This window comes from Sulfitobacter sp. PM12 (assembly GCF_045586035.1).
Taxonomy (GTDB): domain Bacteria; phylum Pseudomonadota; class Alphaproteobacteria; order Rhodobacterales; family Rhodobacteraceae; genus Sulfitobacter; species Sulfitobacter pontiacus.
Genome location: NZ_CP151529.1, coordinates 2,128,677 through 2,151,111, shown reverse-complemented (window position 1 = coordinate 2,151,111; position 22,435 = coordinate 2,128,677). Strand labels below are relative to the sequence as shown.

Genomic DNA, 22,435 nt, shown 5'->3' with positions numbered 1-22,435 from the left:
GGGGATACCTCGCGCGCGGCGACTGGCGGAGCGTCTAGATGCAGAAAAAACAGATCAACCTTGCCTTACAGGGCGGCGGCGCGCATGGGGCCTATACCTGGGGCGTGCTTGACCGGCTGCTGGAAGAGCCAGAGCTTGAGATCAGCGGTATTTCCGGCACATCGGCTGGCGCGCTGAACGGCGCTGCGTTGAAGGCGGGGCTGATCAAGGGCGGGCATCAGGCCGCGCGCGATAATCTGGATTGGCTGTGGGACAGGGTGGCCGGTGTCGGGAACCTGCATCTGAACGGCTGGATGGCCCCCTTTGGCGTCGGTGCGCTTAGTCAGGCGATGGCCTATAGCTGGCCGGTCATGCTCAGCACGGCGATGACGCAGATCGTGTCGCCCTATGTTTACGGCCCGCTTTATCGCAACCCGCTGCGCGATATTGTCGAGACGTTTGATTACGAACATATCTGCGAGGCGGCGGGACCACGGCTGTTTGTCAGCGCGACGAAAGTGCGCGACGGCAAGATCCGCGTCTTCGAGAAAGAAGAGATCACGCCGGATGCGATCCTCGCCTCGGCCTGTCTGCCGACGCTGTTTCAGGCGATCGAGATGGAGGATCCGAAATCGGGCCGGCGCGAGGCGTTCTGGGACGGGGGCTATACCGGCAATCCGGCGCTTTTCCCGCTGTATTCCTCGGACCTGCCGGGGGATATCGTCATCATCAATATCAACCCGCTTGAACGGGACGAACTGCCCACCACGCCGCAGATGATCCATAATCGAGTGAATGAAATCAGCTTTAATTCCAGCCTGTTACGCGAACTTCGTGCGATCCACTTTGTGCAGAACCTGCTGGATCAGGGACGTGTCGAGGAAGGCCAGATGCAGCGGTTGCGGATTCATATGATCGCTGACGATGATCTGATGTCACAGCTGTCCACCGCTACCAAAAGCGTGCCGAACGGGGCGGTGATCACCGCGCTTAAATCCGCGGGCCGCACCTCGGCCGAGCGGTTTCTGCAAACGGATATCGACAGTATAGGCAAGTGCAGTTCAGTCGATCTGCGCAAGATGTTCAGCTAGGGGAAATGCGGTCGGGCCGCGGGGTCGCGGATGGGTCCACAGGCACCGGTTTCTTTGGCGGATAGACCAGCCCGGCAGAGATCACCAGCTTGGCCGCGTCCTCGACCGACATGTCGAGCTCGGTCACATCCTTTTGCGGCACGAACAACAAAAAGCCCGAGGTGGGGTTGGGCGTGGTCGGCACAAACACCCCCACAAGGTTCGATCCTTCACCCCCTGCGGCGGCGACCTCTCCCTTTGCGGGGATAGAGATAAAACCAAGCGCCCACATACCCTTACGCGGATATTCTATCATGCAGGCGGTTTCAAAGCTGCGCTCTGACTGGGCGAAAATCGTTTCCGAGATCTGCTTGATGCCGGAATAGATGGTCCGCACCACGGGTGTACGCTCTACCAGACTTTCGGCGAAACGGATGAACGACCGGCCGATAATGCCCTTGGCTAGCCAACCGACGATGACCGTGAACAGCAAGAAGATGATCACACCGATGCCGCGCACGTTGATCTGGGCAGACGGGTCCAACCCGAAATACGTCTGGATCAGCCGATCAGGGTGATAGGCCAGCGGCACCATCGGCAGCACGATCCCGTCGATCCAGCCGATCACGGTCCAGATCAGCCAGATCGTGAGGCCGACCGGCGCAATCACCACCAGCCCCGTCAGGAACGAAGCCCTGATCCGCGCGAACAAAGTCCGGCGCGGTGCGGGAGGAAGGGGCGGCGTAAACGGTGTGTTCATGAATGAAGGTTATCCCACTGCAGCAATGCGTTAGAGCTAGGGCGTTTCACGCGTTGCTACAATGGAGGACGCATAATAATTAAGCTTTATGCGTCTTTTGACATAAGTGCAGCCGCAATTTTGGACGCAAAACGGGCGTTGTTGCGCACCAATGCGATGTTCGCGGTCAGCGACCGGCCTTCGGTCAGTTCAAAGATGCGCTGCAATAGATAGGGGGTCACGGCCTTACCGCTGATGCCGTGGGTATTGGCATCGGCTTGGGCAGCCTTGATGATGGGTGCCAGATCAGCGGCGGCGATTTCATCCTCTTTCGGGATCGGGTTGGCGACCAGCTGCCCCCCGGGCAGACCCATATGGCCGCGCATTTTATGGGCGGCGGCGATATCTGCCGCGTTATCCATCCGCAGGGGCGATTTCAGCGGGGAGGTGCTGCTCCAGAAGGCGGGGAAGCTGTCTTGGCCGACGGTGATCACCGGCACACCTTGGGTTTCCAGCACCTCGAGCGTTTTGGCCACATCCAGAATGGCCTTGGCCCCTGCGGCGACAACGGTCACCGGCGTTTGGGCAAGCTCCATCAGGTCGGCAGAGATATCAAAGCTGTCTTCTGCGCCCTTATGCACGCCGCCGATACCGCCGGTGGCGAAAACCGCGATCTCGGCCAGATGAGCGGCGATCATCGTCGCGGCAACCGTTGTGGCGCCGGTGCCCCCCGTGGCGATGCAGGCCGCCATATCGGCGCGCGACAGTTTCGCGACATTCTTGGCCTGCGCCAGTGCTGTCAGCTCCTCGTCCTCCAGCCCGATGTGCAACCGTCCGTCGATCACAGCGATGGTGGCGGGGATCGCACTGGCCTCACGCACATCCGCCTCGACCTGACGCGCGACCTCTAGGTTTTGCGGATAGGGCATCCCGTGGGTGATGATCGTGCTTTCCAGCGCAACAACGGGGGTGCCATTCGCATGGGCTTTGGCGACTTCGGCAGAGCGGTGCAGGGGAATCATATTTTGGTCTCTCCAGAAACATATTGGGCAGCGGCACTAAGCGCTTGGGTCAGGGCCGCGTCTGGTGCCGCCCCTTTGATTTCAGCCGCGATATGGGCAGCCATGAACGTATCACCGGCACCGGTGACGCGGGTGACAGAGACGGGCGGCGGGTTCTGGGTGATCAGACCTCTTGGCGCACCCACCGTCGCGGGATTGCCGCCATCGGTGACCACCGCGCGCACGGCACCGCGCGACAGCAGCGCCGTGGCCGCATCGCGCGAATTGTCGAATGTCGCCTGACACAGCAGACCCGCTTCTTCGAGGTTGACGTAAAGCGTGCCGCGTTCCGCCTGCAAAAACGGTGTGAGCCGTTGCGCCTTGCCCGGCGACGCAGGAGCGACGCGCAGATCGGCATGCTCAAGCAGCGGGCTACGGGCCATTTGCGACAGCAGGTCCAGCGTCAGGTTGCCATCCAACGCAACGGCCCCGCGGTAGGGGGTGGGCAGCGATCCGTCTTCGAACGGGCGCAAGATTTTATCGCCCGCAGCCTCGAGCGAATGAGCATCGGCAATGGCGGCGATCAGGCCGTTGGTGCCCTCGACCGCCATATAGCGGTCCGTGGGCAGATCATCCGAGCGGTACACATGATCCGTATGCAGCCCGCGCAGCTTGCACGCGGCGATCAGCTCGTCCCCTTCGGGGTCGCGCCCGACGGCGCTGATGAGGGCAGGGGACAGCCCAAAGCGGGCCAGCGCCATCGCGATATTCAGCGCAACGCCACCGGGCAGACGCGAGATGCGACCGGGCATATCAGAGCCTTGCCGCATGACCGTATCGCCACGGCCGATAATGTCCCAAAGCACGGAACCGATGCAGAGAATGTCAGGTGTATGTGTCATGCCGCCGGTATGGCCCAACCGATATGGCGGGCGCAAGGCGCGGCGGCGCGAAAAGGCCTATTCCGGCACGGCAAATGTCAGCGATGCCCAAAGGCTCTCCCATTGGGGGCTGGTGGGGGTGGTTTCCACGTCCGGGGCAGGGCGCAGCACCACGGCATCTACCAGATAGGTCATCCCCGCGGTAACCGGAAATTGGACGTGCCCCGCGTCATCCGTCCGGTATTTGGTCACGGTGACGTTCTTGTCAGCGTCGCGTTCATAGACTTCAACCTGCACATCGCGGCGCGGCTCTTGCTGGTAGGTCAACGCGACCTCCATCTGCTGATCGGCCGCAAGCGTGTAGGGGTTGGTGAGCGCGACAAGTTCGGTTTCAAGCCCCAAGGCTTTGTCTTCACCTTGTCCGTCGCCGACAGCGATCAGCGCCTTGGAATAGCGGCTATAGCGTTCGCGCACCTTGTCTTGGGGGTAGCCCTTCGAGCGGTGCTCGGCCAATGCCTGCATGAAATCCTTATGCACGGTAAATCCGACGAATGTTTGCCAGTCTTTATAGGTCAGCATTGTCGCCTTGGACTGATGCGCGACGATTGCCAGCCCTTCCTGATCCGGCGCGGTCATCTTCAGCGCCGGGATATCGCCCATGCGCGCTGAGACCGGTGTGGTTTCCCCGTCAAAAGTCACGTCAAACCGTTCGGTGCTGTTCGGGAAATAGGCGAGGCGTGTGCCCTCAAACAACTCACCGTTGCGGATGTCGGTTGTTATTTCGGTGCCGGTCTGTACTTGATACGCGGGCGCGTCCAACCAGAATTCATGCGCAGTGACAGCCGAAGTTGGTAATAAGAATGATAGTACGAGTACGAAACGGGACAGAAACATGACAACAACCTTTTATAAACTGATACTCAAGCTGGCCTATGCGCTGGTTTTGTCAAGTGGGATGGCAGGGCTCGCGCAGGCGCATGAAGTCGTGCCGACCATCGCCGATGTGCAAAGCAGCGACGGTCAGGTCACGCTTGATCTGCGCGTGAACCTAGAGGCGCTGATGTCCGGCATTGATCTGGACGCGGTGGCCGATACGAATGATGCCGAAAATGCCAGCGATTACGACAGCTTGCGTGCCTTGCCCGCCGATGAGGTCGCGGCCCGTGCGCCGGAATTGCTGGCCCAGTGGAACGCGCTACCGCTGCTGCGCGCCGATGGGGAGCCTGTGGCGCTGGAGGCAGTCGCGCTGACGCTTCCCGAAGACGTGAACCCAGAGCTGCCCCGCATCGCCGAATGGTCGCTGCAAGGCACGGTGCCGCAAGACACGCGCGGGCTGGTGGTGTCATGGCCCGATGGGTCGGGCGCGCTGGTCCTGCGTCAGCAAGGGGTCGAAAACCCCTATACCGGTTATCTGGACGGTGGCGCGGAAAGCCCCGAAATTTTGCTTGCGGGCGGCGGACAGCAATCCGCGTGGGAGGCGTTTGCCAGCTATATTCCCGTCGGGTTTGACCACATCCTGCCCAAGGGGCTGGATCATATCCTATTCGTGCTGGGCCTATTTTTCCTGTCGACACATCTGCGCCCGCTGATCTGGCAGGTCACGGCGTTTACGGCAGCGCATACGGTGACCTTGGCGCTTGGCGCGCTTGGCTGGGTGACTGTCCCCGGTAGCATTGTCGAGCCGCTGATCGCCGCCTCTATCGTCTACGTCGCGGTCGAGAATATCTTTCTTGCAGGGCTCAGCCCATGGAGACCGCTGGTGATCTTTGGCTTTGGTCTGTTGCACGGGCTTGGTTTTGCCTCGGTGCTGGGGGAATTCGGCTTGCCGCAAGACCAGTTCATCCCTGCGCTCATCGGGTTCAACATCGGGGTAGAGATCGGGCAGCTCACCGTGATTGCCGTCATGTTCCTGTGTGTCTGGCAAGCGCTGCGGGTGATGCGCGGGCAGGGTGACCCGCGTGCGGCCAAGGGGCTTTACGTGGCGCTGACGGTGATTGCGCTGGCGCTGTGCATCGTGCCGATGCCCGCCGTGGCCGCGCTGCTGGAGGCACCGGTGCCGGTGTTCCTGGTCCCGCTGGCGCTGGTTTTTACCGGGTGTTTCCTGTCGGTGCAGTTCCGTCAGGTCGCGGCGCCCTACCGTCGCTTTGTCGCCATACCAGCGTCGGTCGCGATTGCGGTCATCGGGGCCTATTGGTTCGTAGAGCGGGTGTTCCTGTAACACCCGCCCTGCGCGGTTACTTCATCGCGGCAATCAGATCAGCGAGCGCCTGCTGGGGTGTTTCGCTGGTCCAGATTTCATCCCCGATGCCGAAAAAGTCGGTAACGGGGGTGAGCGCGCGGATCAGATCGGTGTTGAGCCCGCCTTCGGCGACGACCGGCACTTCGATCACTTCGGACCACCACTGGAACAGGTCTTGTTCGGCGTGGGTGCCATCGTCCAGCAGGGACGCGTTCACCGGACCAAAGCTGATGTAATCCGCACCCGCTTCGCCTGCGGCCATGCCGTCGTGACGCGAGCCGTTGCAAAAGCTGCCGACAATGGCGTCATCGCCCAAGGTCTTGCGCGCATGACGCACGGAGCGTGCCGCATCCGACAGATGCACGCCGTCAAGCCCCAACCGTTCCGCCAGCAAAGTGTGATCCGCAATCACCAGCGCAATGTCACGCGCGTCGGTGACGCTCCGCAGCGCATCCGCCGCGCGCATCACGCGATCTTCGTCGCGGGTGCTGAGCGCCAGACGCACGCAGGCCACATCATGCGCATCCAGCACACGCGCCAACTGGTCGGGAAAGCTGGAGAGTTCAAGCTCGGGCGGGGTAATCAGGTAAAGCTGCGGCTGTTCGGGCGTATCCATGGCTTGCTGTCCTTTGCATTATTGCGCGTCAATTAGCGGATCACGCGGGGAAAGAAAAACTTTTATGCCTTCGGCGAGGATTTTTTCCCATTTGGAAGGCGGATGGAGCGCCCCGTCGTTCTTGCGAGGTGCGCGCCGCGCGCGTATGAGGTGCCCATGAATGATACAGTAGAACACCCGCAGATCCCGGCCTTTGTGCTTGTGCGCCCGCAGATGGGCGAAAACATCGGTGCCGCCGCTCGGGCCATGTGGAACTTTGGCCTTGATCGCATGCGCATTGTCGCGCCGCGTGACGGCTGGCCGAACCCATCGGCCGTTGCCATGGCATCTGGTGCGGGGCGGTTGCTGGATGAGGCGGTGATCTATGATGATCTGGCCGGTGCTGTGGGCGACGCTGCCTTTGTTTTTGCCACCACGGCGCGCGATCGAGATCTGACCAAGCCGGTTTATAGTCCTGAAGCGGCTATGGCCAAAGCCGCGCAGATGATCCGCGAGGGCCGCCGTGTGTCGGTGCTGTTCGGGCCGGAACGGGCAGGGCTTGAGAATGATGATATCAGCCGCGCGAATGCGATTGTTTCGGTGCCGGTAAACCCTGCCTTTGCCTCGCTTAACCTTGCGCAATGTGTGTTGTTGATGGGCTATGAGTGGATGCGCGCGCAGGGCGACGTCGTGGCCGAACAAGTCGAGATGGCGGGCACCGACTGGGCCGACAACAGCGAGATCGAACATCTCGCACGGCATTTCGAGGACCGTCTGGACACCGCTGGCTTTTTCTATCCCGAGCACAAGGCCGCCAGCATGAAGATCAACCTGCGCAACATGTGGTCGCGTTTGCCGCTGACCCGTGCCGACGTGCAGACCTTGCACGGCACCCTGCGACAGATGGTACGTTGGAAAGAGCGCGGCTAGACCTTTGTGCGCTTGTGTCCTACTTCTGCACAAACCCTAGCAGACGAGAGGCACCATGGCCGAAAAACGAAAGCTGTTCGAGGACGTAGGCGAGGCGCAGGCCACGCGCCCCGTGGCACAGGCTGGCGGCATTGACCGCGGGCGGGGTGGGGCACGCCGTGGCATCCGTATCTGGCTGTTCATCCTATTCGCATTGGTCTTTGTGATGATCGCCGTAGGCGGTCTGACCCGATTGACCGACAGTGGCCTGAGCATCACCGAATGGAAGCCTTTTACCGGAGCCATGCCGCCGATGAACGAGGCGGACTGGCAATCGGAATTCGCCAAATACCAAGAGATTGACGAGTTTCAGGTCCAGAACTCCTGGATGGAACTGTCTGATTTCAAAGCAATCTACTGGTGGGAATGGGGCCACCGGCAGTTGGGCCGGGTGATTGGTCTGGTCTGGGCTGTCGGGTTCTTGTGGTTTCTCTTGCGTCGCCAGATCCCCGTTGGCTGGTCCGGGCGTTTGCTTGTGTTGGGCGGTCTTGGCGGTCTGCAGGGTGCGATCGGCTGGTGGATGGTGTCGTCGGGCGTCACCACCGGAGAGGCGGTTCTGGATGTCGCCAGCTACCGTTTGGCCACGCATCTGGGGCTTGCCTTCGTCATCCTCGGGTTCATCACCTGGTATGCGTTGCTCTTGGGCCGGAGCGAGCGTGACCTGATGCAGGCGCGACGCGCCAAGGAGGCGAAGCTGTTCGGCATGTCCACGGGCCTGTTGCATTTTGCCTTCCTGCAGATCCTGTTGGGCGCGCTGGTTGCGGGGATCGATGCGGGGCGGTTCTTTGTCGATTGGCCGCTGATGCAGGGGCAGTTCTTTCCGCCTGACGCCTTCAGCATCACGCCGGTCTGGCGCAACTTCTTTGAAAACCCCGGGCTGGTGCAGTTCATGCACCGCATGGCGGGCTATCTGCTGTTTGCCTTTGCTATCGTGGTCTGGCTGCGCGGCCGTAAATCGGCGCATCCCAATACGCGCAAAGCGTTCAACCTGATGATGATCGCGATGCTGGGGCAGATCGCCTTGGGCATTGTGACCGTGATCAACGCCGCACCGGTACATATCGCGATCTTCCATCAGGTGCTTGCCGTGGTGCTGTGGGTGCTGATCCTGCGCGCCCGCTTCCTGAGCGCCTATCCCATTCCGACATCTGTACGAGGTAAATCCTGATGAGTGCTTTTGATGAGCTGATGGCGTTCCAGCGCGAAACCGAGGCGCTGGCACAGGTCGCGGGCCGGTTGGGTTGGGATCAGGAGACCGTCATGCCACGCGGGGCCGCCCCGCAGCGTGGTGAGGAAATGGCGGCAATGGAAGGCGTGCTTCATGCGCGCCGTGTTGATCCGCGCATTCCCGAGTGGCTGGACAGGATCGACGAGGCGGCGCTGAACCCCGTCGGACAAGCACAGCTGCGTGAAATCCGTCGCGGTCACGCGCGCAGCTCTAAAGTGCCCGCAGCCCTTGCCGCGCGCATCGCGCGGGTCACCTCGGAAGCGCAGGGCATCTGGGCCGAGGCGCGCGCCGCCGATGATGTCGCGGCCTTTGCCCCGACCCTGGCCGAGGTGATCGCGTTGAAGCGCGAAGAAGGGCAGGCGCTGGCTGCTGGCGGCGATGTCTATGACGCGATGCTGGATGATTATGAACCCGGAGCGCGTGCTGCCGAGCTGGAGGCGATGTTCGGCGCATTGCGCCCCGAGCTGACGCGCCTGCGTGAAGCCGTGCGCGCCGCCGAAGCACCACCGGTGCTAGAGGGCCGTTTTGACGCGGAGACCCAGATGAAGCTGACACGTCAGCTCGCCACCACCTTCGGCTATGATATGTCCATGGGGCGTGTCGACAAGGCCGTGCATCCGTTCTCAAGCGGGTCTGGGCTTGATGTGCGGATCACCACACGCACCAACGAGCTGGACCCGTTCAACTGTTTCTATTCTACCATCCACGAGGTCGGGCATGCCTGCTATGAGCAGGGCATCGACAAGGACTACCTTTTGACGCCGCTTGGGGCGGGGGTGTCTATGGGGGTCCACGAAAGTCAAAGCCGGATCTATGAAAACCAGCTTGGGCGCAGCCGTGCCTTTACCGGCTGGTTGTATGGTCAGATGCGCGATGCCTTCGGTGATTTTGGCGTAGCGGATGAAGAGACCTTCTACCGCATCGTCAACCGCGTCTCTGACGGCTATATCCGGACCGAGGCCGACGAGCTGCAATACAATCTGCACGTGCTTTTGCGGTTTGATCTGGAACGCGCTTTGATGGCGGGTGATCTGCAGGTCGGTGATCTGGAAGCCGCGTGGAACGACAGGTTCGAAGCCGATTTCGGCTATGCGGTTGATCGGCCCTCGAATGGGGTGTTGCAGGATGTCCATTGGTCGGTCGGGTTGTTCGGCTATTTCCCGACATATTCCTTGGGCAACGTCTATGCCGGGTGCCTGAATACGGCGCTGCGCCGCGATGTACCGGAACTGGATGCGCAATTGGCGCAGGGCGATACCTCTGCGGCCACGGGCTGGCTGCGTGAGAATGTCCAACGCCACGGCGGGCTATATGCCCCGCGGGATCTGATCACGCGCGCCACCGGGGAGCAGCCGAGCGAGGCCCCCTTGCTTTCTTATTTGACGGAGAAATTCAGCACTCTATATGCATTATAGTCTGGCCGAGCCCGAAAACGGTCGGTTGAATTGCATTTACTTGATCTGACAACTGTACCATCAATATCAAGTTTGCTTTTGCGCCCGAAATATGCGATATGATGGTCAAAATTTTTGACCTTCGCACACTGGAGAAATTATATGACACGCTTCACAGCATTTGCTGCCGCGCTTTTGATGACTGCCGGCGCAGCTTCCGCTCAAGTTACAACCCAAGCCGCTGTTGGCGGTGATTCCGGCGTTCCCGGCTACCCAACCACAGTTGTTGGCGAAAACGGCGTTACCTACGCTTGCCAAGCACCTACCGAAATCGATGGCATCATTGCACGTCGTTGCATCGATCCAAGCGCCGCTGGTGGCGTTGGCTTTGAGGGCCTGAGCCCCGCCGCAGCCGGTGGTATCGCAGCGGTTATCGTTGCTGTCGCAGTTATCGCAAGCAACGATGACGACGCAAACGGCACAAATGGTTCCAACGGTACGTAAGCAATACAGATCTGACGATCTGAGAGTTTCGAAAGCGCCCCCTCGGGGGCGTTTTTTTATGGGTTTGCAATCCGTAGCGCGCAAAGAAAAAAGCCGCCCACTCAGGAAGAGGGGCGGCTTTTAGCATTCTGGTGGGCGACTTACGCTTCAGGCGTTGCGATCTCGTCGTCGCCGGTTTCATCACCTTGGTCTGCAATCCAGGCAACGCTTACCACAACTTCGCCGCGTCCGGTGTCAAAGACTTTGACGCCACCGGCACTGCGCGACCGGAAGGAAATCCCCTCTACCGGGACGCGAATCGATTGCCCTTTAGAGGTCGCGAGCATGATCTGATCATCCATCTCGACAGGGAAGGAGGCGACGATATCGCCACCGCGCATCGCTTTGTCCATCGCGGTCACGCCTAGGCCACCACGCCCGCGCACGGGATAGTCGTGGCTTGAGGACAGTTTGCCCGCGCCTTTTTCGGTGATTGTCAGCAGCAGGTTCTCGGCCGCGGACATTTCGGCGTAGCGCTCTTGCGAGAAATTCGGATCGGCGGGGGCTTCGTCTTCGTCGCCTTCCGCGTCATCTGCCAGACCGGCCATCGCGCGGCGCATCTTGAGGTAGGCCGTCCGCTCTTCCGAGCTGGCGTCGAAGTGACGGATGATCGACATGGAGACGACCTTGTCATCGCCGTTCAGCTTGATCCCACGCACCCCGACAGAGGCGCGGCTGTTAAAGACGCGCACATCCGTCGCAGGGAAGCGGATCGCGCGGCCCGAATTGGTCACCAGCATGACATCATCATCATTCGACGCGATGCGTGCGTTGATCAGCGTGGTGTCGGCGTGGTCGTCCTCGAACTTCATGGCGATCTTGCCGTTGCGCATGACGTTGGTGAAATCCGACAGCTTGTTCCGGCGCACGGTACCGGCAGATGTCGCAAAGACCACCTGCAGATCGTCCCATTCTTTTTCGTCGCGGTCCACGGGCATAATCGCCGCAATGGAAACGCCGGTCGGGATGGGCAGGATATTAACGATCGCCTTGCCCTTTGACGTGCGCCCGCCTTGAGGCAAGCGCCAGGTCTTGAGCTTGTAGACCATGCCGTCGGTCGTAAAGAACAGCAGTTGCGTGTGGGTATTGGCAACGAAGAGGGTGGTGACGACGTCCTCTTCCTTCGTTTGCATGCCCGAAACACCTTTGCCGCCGCGGCGTTGGCTGCGGAAATCGACCAGTGGGGTGCGTTTGATATAGCCGCCGGAGGTTACGGTCACGACCATATCCTCGCGCGCGATCAGATCTTCGTCGTCCATGTCGCCGGACCAGTCGACGATCTCTGTGCGGCGCGGCACGGCAAACTGGTCTTTCACTTCGGCCAGCTCGTCCGAGATGATGCCCATGATCCGTTCGCGGCTGCTCAGAATTTCAAGGTATTCCTTGATCTTCTTGGCCAGTTCTTCCAGCTCGTCGGTGACCTCTTTCACCCCGATCTGTGTCAGACGCTGCAAACGCAGTTCCAGAATGGCGCGGGCCTGTGCTTCGGACAGGTTATAGGTGCCGTCGTCGTTGGCGGTATGTGTCGGATCGTCGATCAGTGCGATATATTGCAGGATCTGTTCCGCGGGCCAACGGCGGGTCATCAGCTTTTCGCGCGCTTCCGCGGCATCGGCAGAGGACCGGATCGTCGCGACGACCTCGTCGATATTGGTAACAGCCACGGCCAGACCACACAGGATGTGGCTGCGTTCACGCGCCTTGCGCAGCAGATAGGCAGTGCGGCGGGCGACGACATCTTCGCGGAAATCGATGAAGGATGTCAGGAACTTGCGCAGGGTCAGCTGTTCGGGCCGACCGCCGTTGAGCGCCAGCATGTTACAGCCGAAATAGGTCTGCATCGGGGTGAAACGGTAAAGCTGGTTCATCACCACTTCGGCCGTCGCGTCGCGCTTCAGCTCGATCACAACCCGCACGCCGTTGCGGTCAGATTCATCCTGAACATGGGCAATGCCGTCGATCTTCTTCTCGCGCACCTGCTCGGCGATCTTTTCGATCATGGTGGATTTATTCACCTGATAGCAGATCTCGTCGATGACGATGGCGAAACGGTCTTTGCGAATCTCTTCGACACGGGTCTTGGCCCGCATGATCACACTGCCGCGCCCCTCAAGATAGGCTTTGCGCGCGCCTGAACGACCCAGCATGATCCCGCCGGTGGGGAAGTCGGGGCCGGGGATATATTCGATCAACTCTTCCGAGGTAAGATCGGGGTTCTCTATCAGGGCCTGACAGGCGTCGATCACTTCGCCCAGGTTATGCGGCGGGATGTTGGTTGCCATACCAACGGCGATACCGCCCGCGCCATTGACCAGCATATTCGGGAACCGTGCAGGCAAAACAGTGGGTTCGCGTTCTTTGCCATCGTAGTTGTCGATGAAATCAACGGTTTCCTTGTCCAGATCGCCGGTCATGAAGGACGCGACCTTATCAAGGCGCGATTCCGTATAACGCATCGCCGCAGCGCTATCGCCGTCCATCGAGCCAAAGTTACCCTGACCGTCAATCAGCGGCAGCGACATAGAGAAGTCCTGCGCCATGCGGACCAAAGCGTCATAGATCGCGCTGTCCCCATGCGGGTGATAGGAGCCCATCACGTCGCCCACGGATTTTGCTGACTTGCGGTAGGCTTTTTCGTGGGTGATGCCTTTTTCATACATCGAATAGATGATGCGGCGGTGAACCGGTTTCAGCCCGTCTCGCAGGTCGGGAATGGCGCGCGAAACGATGACCGACATGGCGTAATCCAGATAGGATGTCCGCATCTCGTGTTCGATATTGACCGACGGGCCATCATACACGGGGCGCGTAGCCGGGATTTCGTCATCGTTTTCAGGGGTTTCTGGCGTGTCGTTCACGTAATCTGCCTAGCTCTTGCTGGTTCTATATCTTGCGGTTTTGTATAGCAGACGGGGCATATCGGGTGCAATGCCTGCGGCCTTGGCAGGCGGGGATTCACTTGCTCATCAGGCTAAGTTGTTGAAATGTAATGATACTAAATCCGGCGTGATTTTTGTGGCGTAACGTCAATGTCAATTGGTGGTTCAAGCCCGCGCGTTTGGGGTAGGCTAAAGCAAAACGAGGGGGAGGCATCTACGTGCAACAGATATTGGTCAATCAAAACGCAATCACCGAAACCCGCATGCTCGAGGCGGAGGGAGAGCCGCTGGCACCGGGGCAGGCACGTCTTGCGATCGAAAGCTTCGCGGTGACATCGAACAATGTGACCTATGCGGCGGCGGGTTTCGATATCGGCTATTGGCAGTTTTTCCCGACATCCGAGAATGGATGGGGGATCGTGCCCGTGTGGGGGACTGCAAAAGTCGTCGAAAGCCGCACAGATGTGCTTGAGGTCGGCACGCGGCTTTATGGCTTTTATCCAATGGCATCCGAGCTGGTGATCACGCCTGAACAAGGCGCGGCGGGTCTGGTGGATGCGGCGGCACATCGCGCGAAACTGCCCTTGATCTATAATCAGTACACGCCCGTCAAAACCGCCCCCGCATCAGAGGATCACCTGCGCGCCTTGCTGCAACCGCTGCTGGCGACGTCGTATCTGATCTACGACTGGCTGCTGGATAACGAATTCTTCGGTGCCAAGCAGATTATTGTGGGCAGCGCATCGTCCAAGACCGGATTGGGCCTGTGCAGCTACCTCGCCGAGGCAGAGGCGCGCGGGGTCAAGATCGTGGGCCTCACGTCTGCTGGCAATCGCGCGTTTGTTGAAGGTTTGGGGCATTGCGATACGGTGCTGACCTACGACCAGATCGACGCGCTGGACCATGTCCCATCCGTCTATGTCGATATGTCCGGCAATAGTACGGTCAAAGCCAAACTGCACAGCACGTTGAAAAATCAGCTGAAACATTCCTCGGCTGTCGGGCTGAGCCATTGGGATCAGTTCACCCCGACAGCCCCGTTGGATGGCCCCAAGCCGCAATTCTTCTTTGCGCCCTCACAGGTCGCCAAGCGGCGCGAGGAATGGGGCCCCGGCAAGATCGAGGCGCAGATCACCGCCGCGTGGAAACGCATCGCGGCCAGCGCATCCGATTGGATGGAGGTGAAGGTACATGACGGCGTGGCCGATGCGGAAGAGGTCTATGCCACCCTCGCACGGGGGGAGGCCGACCCCAAGGTCGGCGCGATCATCCGCCCCTAGTGCTGTGCCGGCGCGGGGTTAGGCCGAACAGCTTGCCCCGCCCAAGACGCAGAATTTGGCGCAATGAGGGTGGTTCAGGGCAACGTCTTTTTCCGCCTCTTCCAGCGAATGGCCCAGCTCGAACTCTTCGGTGTAGGGCAGCAGAGTGCAGGCCAGCACGGCAGGGGTCGCCGCACCTTTGCGCTTTACCACCATCCGCGAGCTTGAACACATCACCGCGTCGGGGGATTTATCCAGAATTCCCCAGCAGGCGGTGGTGATTTCGGGCACTTCGACGGTTTCATCCATCTCAGGAAAAAGCACTGTCATCCCAGGGTCTTGCGGGTCGATGTCAAAGTTGTGTTCAGCGTAGAAAGCCCCGTATCCGGCGCGGCTGTCTTCGTCCGTCGCGCCAAAGACCGACCGCCCTGCAACGGCCATGCGGATGTTATTGTCGCGCAGCCATTTCATGCCGGTCACTGTCTTTTCCAGCGCGCCCGCGCCGCGCTCTGCGTCATGCAGATCGGTGCGGTAGTGATCGACGGAAATGCGCAATGTCAGCTTGCCGGGATAGGCTTCGTTCAGGCGCACCAGCCCCGCTTGCACCGATTTACGCATCATCGGGCGCATGGCGTTGGTCAGGATCAGCACGTCATATCCGGCGGCCAGCGAGGCTTCGGTGATCTCGATCATCTGCGGGTTCATGAACGGCTCGCCGCCCGTAAAGGCAATCTCTGTCACCGGCCAGTTCCGCTGCGTGATTTGCCCTAGATAATCGCGCACCTCGTCGGCGGTGATATAGACCAGCGCATCATTCGTCGGGCTGGACGCGATATAGCAGTTCACGCATTCAATGTTGCACAGGGTACCGGTGTTGAACCACAGCGTCTGCGGGTTTGTCAGGCTGACAGTCGCACGGGGTTCACCCTTGGCCGTCAGGGCAGGGTCCTGAAATTTACCGATATTTGCGTCGACAACGTCTTTCATAGGAAACCGGGCCTCACCTGTATAAATTACTTTTCTTTGTCTATGCGAATGGTATGCGCAATAAAACCCCGTGTCATTTGGTGCACAGACTTGTGAAAAACGGAAATCTCAGTATGTTTGCGCTAACATCACATCTCGGCACCCAAACGTCGTAGCCTCGCGACAAGGAGCATCCACATGGTATCACGCGTCATTCCGGTCGATCCTTTTGATCTGGTGATTTTCGGCGGCACAGGCGATCTGGCGCGCCGCAAGATCCTGCCGGGCTTGTTCCGGCGCTTTTGCGCAGGGCAGATGCCCGAAAACGCCCGTGTCATTGGTGCCGCGCGCACAGAAATGGACCGGGCGGGCTACCAGCAGATGATCCGCGAGGCGATTGCCGAATTCAACGGCGACTTCGAGCACGAGAAGGCGCAGCTGGACGGGTTCATCGACCGGCTGGAATATGTCGCGATTGACGCCAAAGGCGAGGACGGCTGGGCCGAGCTGCAAAAGCTCATGGCCGGGACCGAACGGGTAGAGGCCTATTATTTCTCCGTCTCGCCCGCGTTGTTCGGTGATCTGGCGGAACGTCTGCAACAATGGGGCATGGCGGACGCGCAAAGCCGGATCGTCGTCGAAAAGCCCTTTGGTCGCGACTTGAAAACCGCGCAGGCGCTCAACGCCACGCTCGCCAAGTATTTCGACGAAAGCCAGATCTACCGGATCGACCACTATTTAGGCAAAGAGACGGTGCAAAACCTGATGGCTGTGCGGTTTGGCAACATGCTGTTCGAGCCGCTGTGGAACAGCCAATATGTCGATCACATCCAGATCACCGTGGCTGAAACCGTCGGCGTCGGGGGCAGGGGCGAATATTACGACAAATCAGGTGCCATGCGCGATATGGTGCAAAACCACCTGATGCAGCTTTTGTGCCTGATCGCGATGGAGCCGCCCGCGCGGTTTGATCCCGACGCGGTACGCGATGAAAAGCTCAAGGTGATCCGCGCGCTGGACCCTGTGCTGCCGCATCACATCGCCCGCGGTCAATATCAGGCAGAACCGTGCAACGAGGCCGAACAACCCGGTTACCGTACCGCTGTGGGGGATCCGCGCTCGCGCACCGAAAGCTTCGTCGCGCTGAAAACCCACATCAGTAACTGGCGTTGGGCTGGCACGCCTTTTTATCTACGCACAGGAAAACGCATGGCGGCGCGGTCCTCCGAGATCACGGTCGTCTTCAAGGAAACACCCCATTCGATTTTTGCAGAAGACGCAGGCCGCCACCGCAATGTTCTGTCGATCCGTTTGCAGCCGAACGAAGGCATCACCCTTGGCGTGACGATCAAGGAACCGGGCCCGGGCGGCATGCGTTTGGTGGACGTGCCCTTGGATATGACATTCGCCGACGCTTTGGGGCCAGAAGGCGCTGAACAGGTAGACGCCTATGAACGTCTGATCATGGACGTGATCCGTGGCAACCAGACCCTGTTCATGCGCGGCGACGAGGTAGAGGCCGCTTGGGCCTGGACCGACCCGATCATCCAGGGCTGGGAAGCGCGCAATGACGTGCCCAAACCCTACGACAGCGGGTCTGACGGCCCGACAGATGCCAACGAACTGATGCGCCGTGACCAGCGCCAATGGCGGGAGTATTCTGCATGAAGTTGATCGAATATGCCGACCGCGAAGTCCTTGCGATGGACCTCGCCAATCTGATCGCGGGGGAGTTGAAGAACGCCCTGTTGTCCCATGACACGGTCAGCTTTGCGGTGCCGGGCGGAACAACCCCGGGGCCGATCTTTGACAGCCTGAGCGGGGCCAATCTTGAGTGGGCGCGGGTGCAGGTCATGCTGGGTGACGAACGCTGGGTCGCCCCCGACCACGAGATGTCGAACGCGCGGCTCTTGCGCAATCGCCTGCTGGTGGGCCGCGCGGCCGAGGCAGCGTTCACCCCTTTCTACATCGACGGGCTGACCTCGGCCGAGGCCGCAGAAACACTGTCCCCCCAGATCGAAACCCGATTGCCGCTGTCGGTGCTATTGCTGGGCATGGGCGCGGATATGCACACGGCCTCGCTCTTTCCGGGTTCCAACGGGCTTAAGACGGCGATGGCCGCGGACGCGCCGGCGCTCTGTCCGATCGATGTCGACGGGCAGGACATCGGGCGCATCACCCTGTCGCGCAGGGTGCTGGAAGGTGCAATGTCAAAACATCTTGTGATCTTTGGCGATGAAAAACGTGCAGCGGTGGAACAGGCGCAAAGCCTGCCGGCCCTCCAGGCCCCCATCGGCGCAGTATTGAACGAGGCAACAGTACATTGGGCACCATGACGCAATTTGATGATTTGATCCGTATGCAGGCGGCGGTGCAAGACCGCTCTATCCTGTCGTTGTTCGACACAGCCGATCGCGCCCAGACGTTCAGCGCGCAGACCGGCGACATGTTGTTCGATTTCTCCAAAACCAATCTTGACCGCGATACGATGGATGCGCTGCTGGCGCTGATCGATGCCGCGGACGTGCCCGCGCGTCGCGATGCGATGTTCGCAGGCGAAAAGATCAACGAGACCGAAGACCGCGCGGTACTGCACACGGCGCTGCGCAATCTTGATGGCGGGGCGGTGATGGTGGATGGGGCGGATGTGATGCCCGGCGTTCATGATACGCTCGACCGGATGCGCGGTTTCGCGGATCAGATCCGCAGCAGCGACATTACGGATGTGGTGAATATCGGTATCGGCGGGTCCGATCTTGGGCCCGCGATGGCGGTGCAGGCGCTCTCGCCGTATCATGACGGGCCGCGCTGCCACTTCGTGTCGAATGTCGACGGCGCGCATATTTCGGACACGCTCCGCGGGCTCGATGCGAAAACCACGCTGGTAATCGTCGCTTCCAAGACCTTCACCACGATCGAGACGATGACCAACGCCCGAACCGCGCGCGCGTGGATGACAGAGAATGGCGGCGATCCGGCAAAGCAGTTTGCCGCCCTGAGCACAGCGCAGGACAAGACCAGCGATTTCGGTATCGATGCGGATCAGGTCTTTGGCTTCGAAGACTGGGTCGGTGGGCGCTATTCTGTCTGGGGGCCCATCGGCCTGTCGCTGATGATCGCCATTGGCCCACGCGCCTTTGATGCGTTTCTGCGCGGCGGGCAGGCGATGGACCGTCACTTCTGCGCGGCCGCCCCTCACGAGAACATGCCCATGCTGCTGGCCCTGGTCGGCATCTGGCACAATCAGATCTGTGGCTATGCCACCCGCGTCGTGCTGCCCTATGACCAGCGGTTGGGGCAACTGCCCGATTACCTCCAGCAGCTTGAAATGGAATCCAACGGCAAGTCGACCCTGATGGATGGCAGCACCGCGCCCTATCACACGGGTCCCGTCGTCTGGGGCGCAGCGGGCACCAATGGCCAGCACGCGTTCTACCAGTTGATCCACCAAGGCACCCGCGTCATTCCTTGCGAATTCCTGATCGCGGCCAATGGGCACGAGCCGGACCTGACACATCACCACAAGCTGCTGATCGCCAATTGCCTTGCGCAATCCGAAGCTTTGATGCGCGGTCGATCCTTACAAGAAGCGTCAGAGATGATGGCGGCAAAAGGTCTGACCGGTGCCGAGCTGGACCGTCAGGCGCGCCACCGCGTCTTCCCCGGCAACCGCCCGTCGACCACGCTCAGCTACCCTCTGCTCGACCCGTTCACCCTGGGGCAGATCATCGCGCTGTATGAACATCGCGTCTTTGTGGAAGGCGTCATTCTGGGCATCAATTCCTACGACCAATGGGGTGTGGAACTGGGCAAAGAGCTCGCCACCTCTTTGCAACCCATCGTCGAGGGCGCGGCACCTGCGACCGATAAAGACGGCTCGACCGCCGCTCTTGTCGCCTTTATTGCAAAACACGCCGATTAGGATCACGGCTTCATTTTGCCAAATAAACTCCGGGGAGTGTGAGGGGCAGCGCCCCTCATCCCCAACCTCGCGCACAGCGCTGCAGCCTACCCCTTCAGCGCGATGTCATAGGTCACCCAGTCCGTGCGGGTCGCCAGCTTGTCGTAGGCCCCACGCCCGCGATAGTTATCCTCTGCTGTGATCCAGCGCAGCGTGCCCCAGCCGTTGTTTTTCGCCACCGTCTCAACCGCTTTGATCAGCGCCTGCGCGGCCCCGGTACCGCGGGCCTGCGGGCTGACGAACAGATCATCCAGAAAACAGTTCGTCGCCGCGCGCAACTGGCTGACAAAGGGGCGGTAATGGGTGAACCCGACAAGCGTGTCGCTGGCATCCTGCGCCACGATGCAATTGCTGCCGTGATCGGGGTCCATCAGCCAGCCAAAGACGGTTTCACGCATCTGCGGCGTCTGATCGACCTTGTAGAAGGTGGCGTAGCCGGCAAAAAGCGCTTCCCAGGCGCTGCGATCCGCGGCGTCCATCGGGCGGGTGGTGACTGTCATAGCTTATGTTCCTTTCGGTGAATGCGCGCGCGGCGGTTACCCCTCGGGGCGGGCGTTTTCAGTCTGCTCAAAATACTGTTTCAAACGGTCGGGCAGGGGATACCGACCGGAGCCGTCCCGTTCCAGCAGTACCAAAATACACTCGAACGTCGCCCGCAGTTCGCGGCCCACCCAAACCTCTTGCGCCAAAGCGTAAGAGGTGTTGCGAAAGCTGGTGCAGCGGCAGGTCACGATGTAATTCTCGCGCTCCAGCATCTCTTGCAGATAGCGGATCGACCCTGACCGGATAACCACGCGCGGGCCGGGGCTGTCGATCAGCCCGCGTTCTACCAATGACTGCGTATAGCGGATGCGCAGCCGTTCGAACCATTCGAAATAGACGGTGTTATTGACGTGGTTGTTGGTGTCCAGATCAGAGAAGCGGACCTGATCTGCCATGGCCAGCGGTTGCGGTGTTGGCATACCGGCGGCGCGTTGCTGATCGGGGGAAAGGGGCGTGTGATAAATAACTGTCATGAACCCTGCGTAAGCAGCAATGAGGGCGCTTGCAAGACTGGGGTGATTTGTCCATTTTGCACCCAACGACTAATTGGGAGGATGCGCCATGCTTGGCCAAATGATGAATAAACCGCTGCTGATTTCGAGCTTGATCGAACACGCACAACGCTTTCACGGCGAGACAGAGATTGTCTCTGTCAAGACCACCGGCGGGTTGGAGCAGACCTCTTGGGGGCAAGTCGCGCGCAACGCCCGTGCGCTGGCCTCTGCGCTGACAAATCTGGGGCTGGACCCGCAGTCGCGCTGCGGCACCATCGCCTGGAACAACCGCCGTCACCTCGAAATCTACTTTGGTGCATCGGGCGGCGGTTTCGTCTGCCACACCATCAACCCGCGTCTTTTCCCCGAACAGCTTGTCTATATCCTGAACCACGCCGAAGATAAGGTGCTGTTCATCGACAAGACGTTTGTGCCGCTGATTGCGGGCATTCAGGACAAGCTTGAACATCTTGAGCATGTCGTTCTGATGGAAGGCACCGATGAAGAAGCCGCCGCGCAACTGCCCGGGATCAAGTTCTATGACGACCTGATCGCCAGCGGCGCCCCCGAGTTCATCTGGCCGGAGCTGGACGAGAACACCGCCTCCAGCCTGTGCTACACCTCGGGCACCACGGGTAACCCCAAGGGCGTTCTTTTTTCGCACCGTTCGACCGTGTTGCACAGCTTTGGGATCAACCTGGCCGACAGCATTGCGATCACGGCCAAGGATGTGGTGCTGCCCGTCGTCCCGATGTTCCACGTCAACGCCTGGGGCGCGCCCTATGCCTGCGCTATGGTTGGCGCGGCGATGGTAATGCCCGGTCCCGGTCTGGATGGCCCGTCGCTGGTGAAACTGATCGACACCAACCATGTGTCGCTGGCCCTTGGCGTTCCAACCATCTGGCTGGGGCTGCTGAACGAGGCGGATAAGATCGGCAGCAAGCTGGAAAGCCTGCAGCGTACGGTCGTTGGCGGCTCTGCTTGCCCACCGTCGATGATGACCGCCTTCCGCGAGAAATACGGGGTAGAGACGATCCACGCCTGGGGCATGACAGAGATGTCGCCCGTCGGCAGCATCAACCAGCTGCTGGCCAAACACACCAAGCTTCCTGCCGACGCGCAAAACAAGCTGCGCGAAAACCAGGGTCGTCCGGTCTTTGGTGTGGATCTTGAAATCCTTGATGACGACGGCAATCCCGTGGCGCATGACGGCGTGACGCAGGGCGATCTGGTCACCAAAGGCTACTGGATTCTCGACAGCTATTTCCGCAAGACCCGCAGCGAGACGCTGAACAAGGACGGTTGGTTCGACACGGGCGATGTGGCGACAATGGACCCCGACGGCTATGTCACGATCCGCGATCGGTCAAAAGATATCATCAAGTCGGGCGGCGAATGGATCAGCTCGGTCGAGCTTGAAAACATCGCGATCGGTCACCCGCAAATCGCGGATGCGGCCGTCATCGGTGCCCGTCACGAGAAATGGGACGAACGTCCGATCCTGATTGCAGTGAAAGCCGAAGGCCAGGACCCGAGCGAGGCAGAGATTCTGTCGATCTTCGAAGATAAGATCGCCAAATGGCAGATCCCTGATCGCGTCGTCTTTACCGACGCATTGCCGCGCAACGCGACCGGCAAGGTGTTGAAACGTGATCTGCGCGAAAATTTCGGCGAAGTGCTGATCAACGGCTGATG

20 protein-coding genes are annotated in these 22,435 nt (G+C 60.2%); 11 read left to right on the top strand and 9 right to left on the bottom strand.

Going from position 1 to position 22,435, the window contains the following annotated elements:
* Window positions 1-38: 38 nt before the first annotated feature.
* Window positions 39-1,070, top strand: a complete 1,032-nt coding sequence (locus AADW22_RS10615) for a patatin-like phospholipase family protein (protein WP_289080181.1) — start codon at window positions 39-41, stop codon at window positions 1,068-1,070.
* Here AADW22_RS10615 and AADW22_RS10610 read toward each other — a convergent pair.
* The 4 genes from AADW22_RS10610 to AADW22_RS10595 all read right to left on the bottom strand — a co-directional run bounded on the left by AADW22_RS10610 (window position 1,063) and on the right by AADW22_RS10595 (window position 4,564).
* Window positions 1,063-1,809: a DUF502 domain-containing protein gene (locus AADW22_RS10610; RefSeq protein ID WP_051577588.1), complete on the bottom strand. Its 747-nt coding sequence runs from the start codon at window positions 1,807-1,809 to the stop codon at window positions 1,063-1,065. The genes AADW22_RS10615 and AADW22_RS10610 overlap by 8 nt on opposite strands.
* 86 nt (window positions 1,810-1,895) lie before the next feature.
* Window positions 1,896-2,810, bottom strand: coding sequence for a pseudouridine-5'-phosphate glycosidase (locus AADW22_RS10605; RefSeq protein ID WP_407473686.1), 915 nt, complete (start codon window positions 2,808-2,810; stop codon window positions 1,896-1,898).
* Window positions 2,807-3,691: a PfkB family carbohydrate kinase gene (locus AADW22_RS10600; RefSeq protein ID WP_037964353.1), complete on the bottom strand. Its 885-nt coding sequence runs from the start codon at window positions 3,689-3,691 to the stop codon at window positions 2,807-2,809. The genes AADW22_RS10605 and AADW22_RS10600 overlap by 4 nt, the downstream gene beginning before the upstream one ends.
* 57 nt (window positions 3,692-3,748) lie before the next feature.
* Window positions 3,749-4,564 carry a DUF4198 domain-containing protein gene (locus AADW22_RS10595; protein ID WP_064216442.1) on the bottom strand — a complete coding sequence of 272 codons (816 nt, stop codon included), beginning with the start codon at window positions 4,562-4,564 and terminating at the stop codon, window positions 3,749-3,751.
* Between AADW22_RS10595 and AADW22_RS10590 the strand changes: the two genes are divergently transcribed.
* A complete protein-coding gene (locus AADW22_RS10590) occupies window positions 4,563-5,888 on the top strand; it encodes a HupE/UreJ family protein (RefSeq protein WP_407473685.1) in 1,326 nt (441 codons plus the stop codon). The two genes, AADW22_RS10595 and AADW22_RS10590, sit on opposite strands and share 2 nt — an antisense overlap.
* A gap of 16 nt (window positions 5,889-5,904) precedes the next feature.
* On the opposite strand, the gene AADW22_RS10585 is transcribed toward AADW22_RS10590, so the two are convergent.
* Complete coding sequence (locus tag AADW22_RS10585; RefSeq protein ID WP_407473684.1) at window positions 5,905-6,525, bottom strand: thiamine phosphate synthase; 621 nt, start codon at window positions 6,523-6,525, stop codon at window positions 5,905-5,907.
* 156 nt (window positions 6,526-6,681) lie between these two features.
* Here AADW22_RS10585 and AADW22_RS10580 point away from each other — a divergent pair, with 156 nt between their 5' ends.
* The 4 genes from AADW22_RS10580 (at window position 6,682) to AADW22_RS10565 (ending at window position 10,599) form a co-directional block, all read left to right on the top strand.
* Window positions 6,682-7,434: an RNA methyltransferase gene (locus tag AADW22_RS10580; protein ID WP_005853757.1), complete on the top strand. Its 753-nt coding sequence runs from the start codon at window positions 6,682-6,684 to the stop codon at window positions 7,432-7,434.
* Window positions 7,435-7,489: 55 nt separating this feature from the next.
* Window positions 7,490-8,641 (top strand): heme A synthase, encoded by a 1,152-nt coding sequence (gene ctaA, locus AADW22_RS10575; RefSeq protein WP_037944373.1) that lies wholly within the window; start codon window positions 7,490-7,492, stop codon window positions 8,639-8,641.
* Entirely contained in the window at window positions 8,641-10,116 is a 1,476-nt protein-coding gene (locus AADW22_RS10570) for a carboxypeptidase M32 (RefSeq protein WP_407473683.1), read from the top strand. Before ctaA ends, AADW22_RS10570 begins: the two co-directional genes overlap by 1 nt.
* Window positions 10,117-10,257: 141 nt before the next feature.
* On the top strand, window positions 10,258-10,599 hold the full coding sequence (locus AADW22_RS10565; RefSeq protein ID WP_407473682.1) for a hypothetical protein: 342 nt from the start codon (window positions 10,258-10,260) through the stop codon (window positions 10,597-10,599).
* 140 nt (window positions 10,600-10,739) lie between these two features.
* On the opposite strand, the gene gyrA is transcribed toward AADW22_RS10565, so the two are convergent.
* Window positions 10,740-13,496, bottom strand: a complete 2,757-nt coding sequence (gene gyrA / locus AADW22_RS10560) for a DNA gyrase subunit A (RefSeq protein WP_168592015.1) — start codon at window positions 13,494-13,496, stop codon at window positions 10,740-10,742.
* A gap of 239 nt (window positions 13,497-13,735) precedes the next feature.
* Here gyrA and AADW22_RS10555 point away from each other — a divergent pair, with 239 nt between their 5' ends.
* Complete coding sequence (locus AADW22_RS10555) at window positions 13,736-14,797, top strand: DUF2855 family protein (RefSeq protein WP_407473681.1); 1,062 nt, start codon at window positions 13,736-13,738, stop codon at window positions 14,795-14,797.
* Between the two features lie 18 nt (window positions 14,798-14,815).
* Here the strand turns inward: AADW22_RS10555 and AADW22_RS10550 are convergent, their stop codons facing one another.
* A complete protein-coding gene (locus tag AADW22_RS10550) occupies window positions 14,816-15,763 on the bottom strand; it encodes a radical SAM protein (RefSeq protein ID WP_037944368.1) in 948 nt (315 codons plus the stop codon).
* Between the two features lie 177 nt (window positions 15,764-15,940).
* On the opposite strand from AADW22_RS10550, the gene zwf reads away from it, so the two are divergent.
* The 3 genes from zwf to pgi are packed head-to-tail and all read left to right on the top strand — an operon-like array spanning window position 15,941 to window position 19,664.
* Window positions 15,941-17,410 (top strand): glucose-6-phosphate dehydrogenase, encoded by a 1,470-nt coding sequence (zwf, locus tag AADW22_RS10545; RefSeq protein ID WP_009824722.1) that lies wholly within the window; start codon window positions 15,941-15,943, stop codon window positions 17,408-17,410.
* Window positions 17,407-18,078, top strand: a complete 672-nt coding sequence (gene pgl, locus AADW22_RS10540; protein WP_407473680.1) for a 6-phosphogluconolactonase — start codon at window positions 17,407-17,409, stop codon at window positions 18,076-18,078. The genes zwf and pgl overlap by 4 nt, the downstream gene beginning before the upstream one ends.
* On the top strand, window positions 18,075-19,664 hold the full coding sequence (gene pgi / locus AADW22_RS10535; RefSeq protein WP_132996535.1) for a glucose-6-phosphate isomerase: 1,590 nt from the start codon (window positions 18,075-18,077) through the stop codon (window positions 19,662-19,664). The genes pgl and pgi overlap by 4 nt, the downstream gene beginning before the upstream one ends.
* Before the next feature lie 86 nt (window positions 19,665-19,750).
* Here the strand turns inward: pgi and AADW22_RS10530 are convergent, their stop codons facing one another.
* The gene (locus AADW22_RS10530) at window positions 19,751-20,203 is read right to left on the bottom strand and encodes a GNAT family N-acetyltransferase (RefSeq protein ID WP_407473679.1); all 453 of its coding nucleotides are present in this window, start codon (window positions 20,201-20,203) and stop codon (window positions 19,751-19,753) included.
* A gap of 36 nt (window positions 20,204-20,239) precedes the next feature.
* Window positions 20,240-20,719, bottom strand: a complete 480-nt coding sequence (locus AADW22_RS10525) for a thioesterase family protein (protein ID WP_005853740.1) — start codon at window positions 20,717-20,719, stop codon at window positions 20,240-20,242.
* Window positions 20,720-20,807: 88 nt separating this feature from the next.
* Here AADW22_RS10525 and AADW22_RS10520 point away from each other — a divergent pair, with 88 nt between their 5' ends.
* Window positions 20,808-22,433 carry a long-chain fatty acid--CoA ligase gene (locus AADW22_RS10520; RefSeq protein ID WP_407473678.1) on the top strand — a complete coding sequence of 542 codons (1,626 nt, stop codon included), beginning with the start codon at window positions 20,808-20,810 and terminating at the stop codon, window positions 22,431-22,433.
* The last annotated feature ends 2 nt before the right edge of the window (window positions 22,434-22,435 follow it).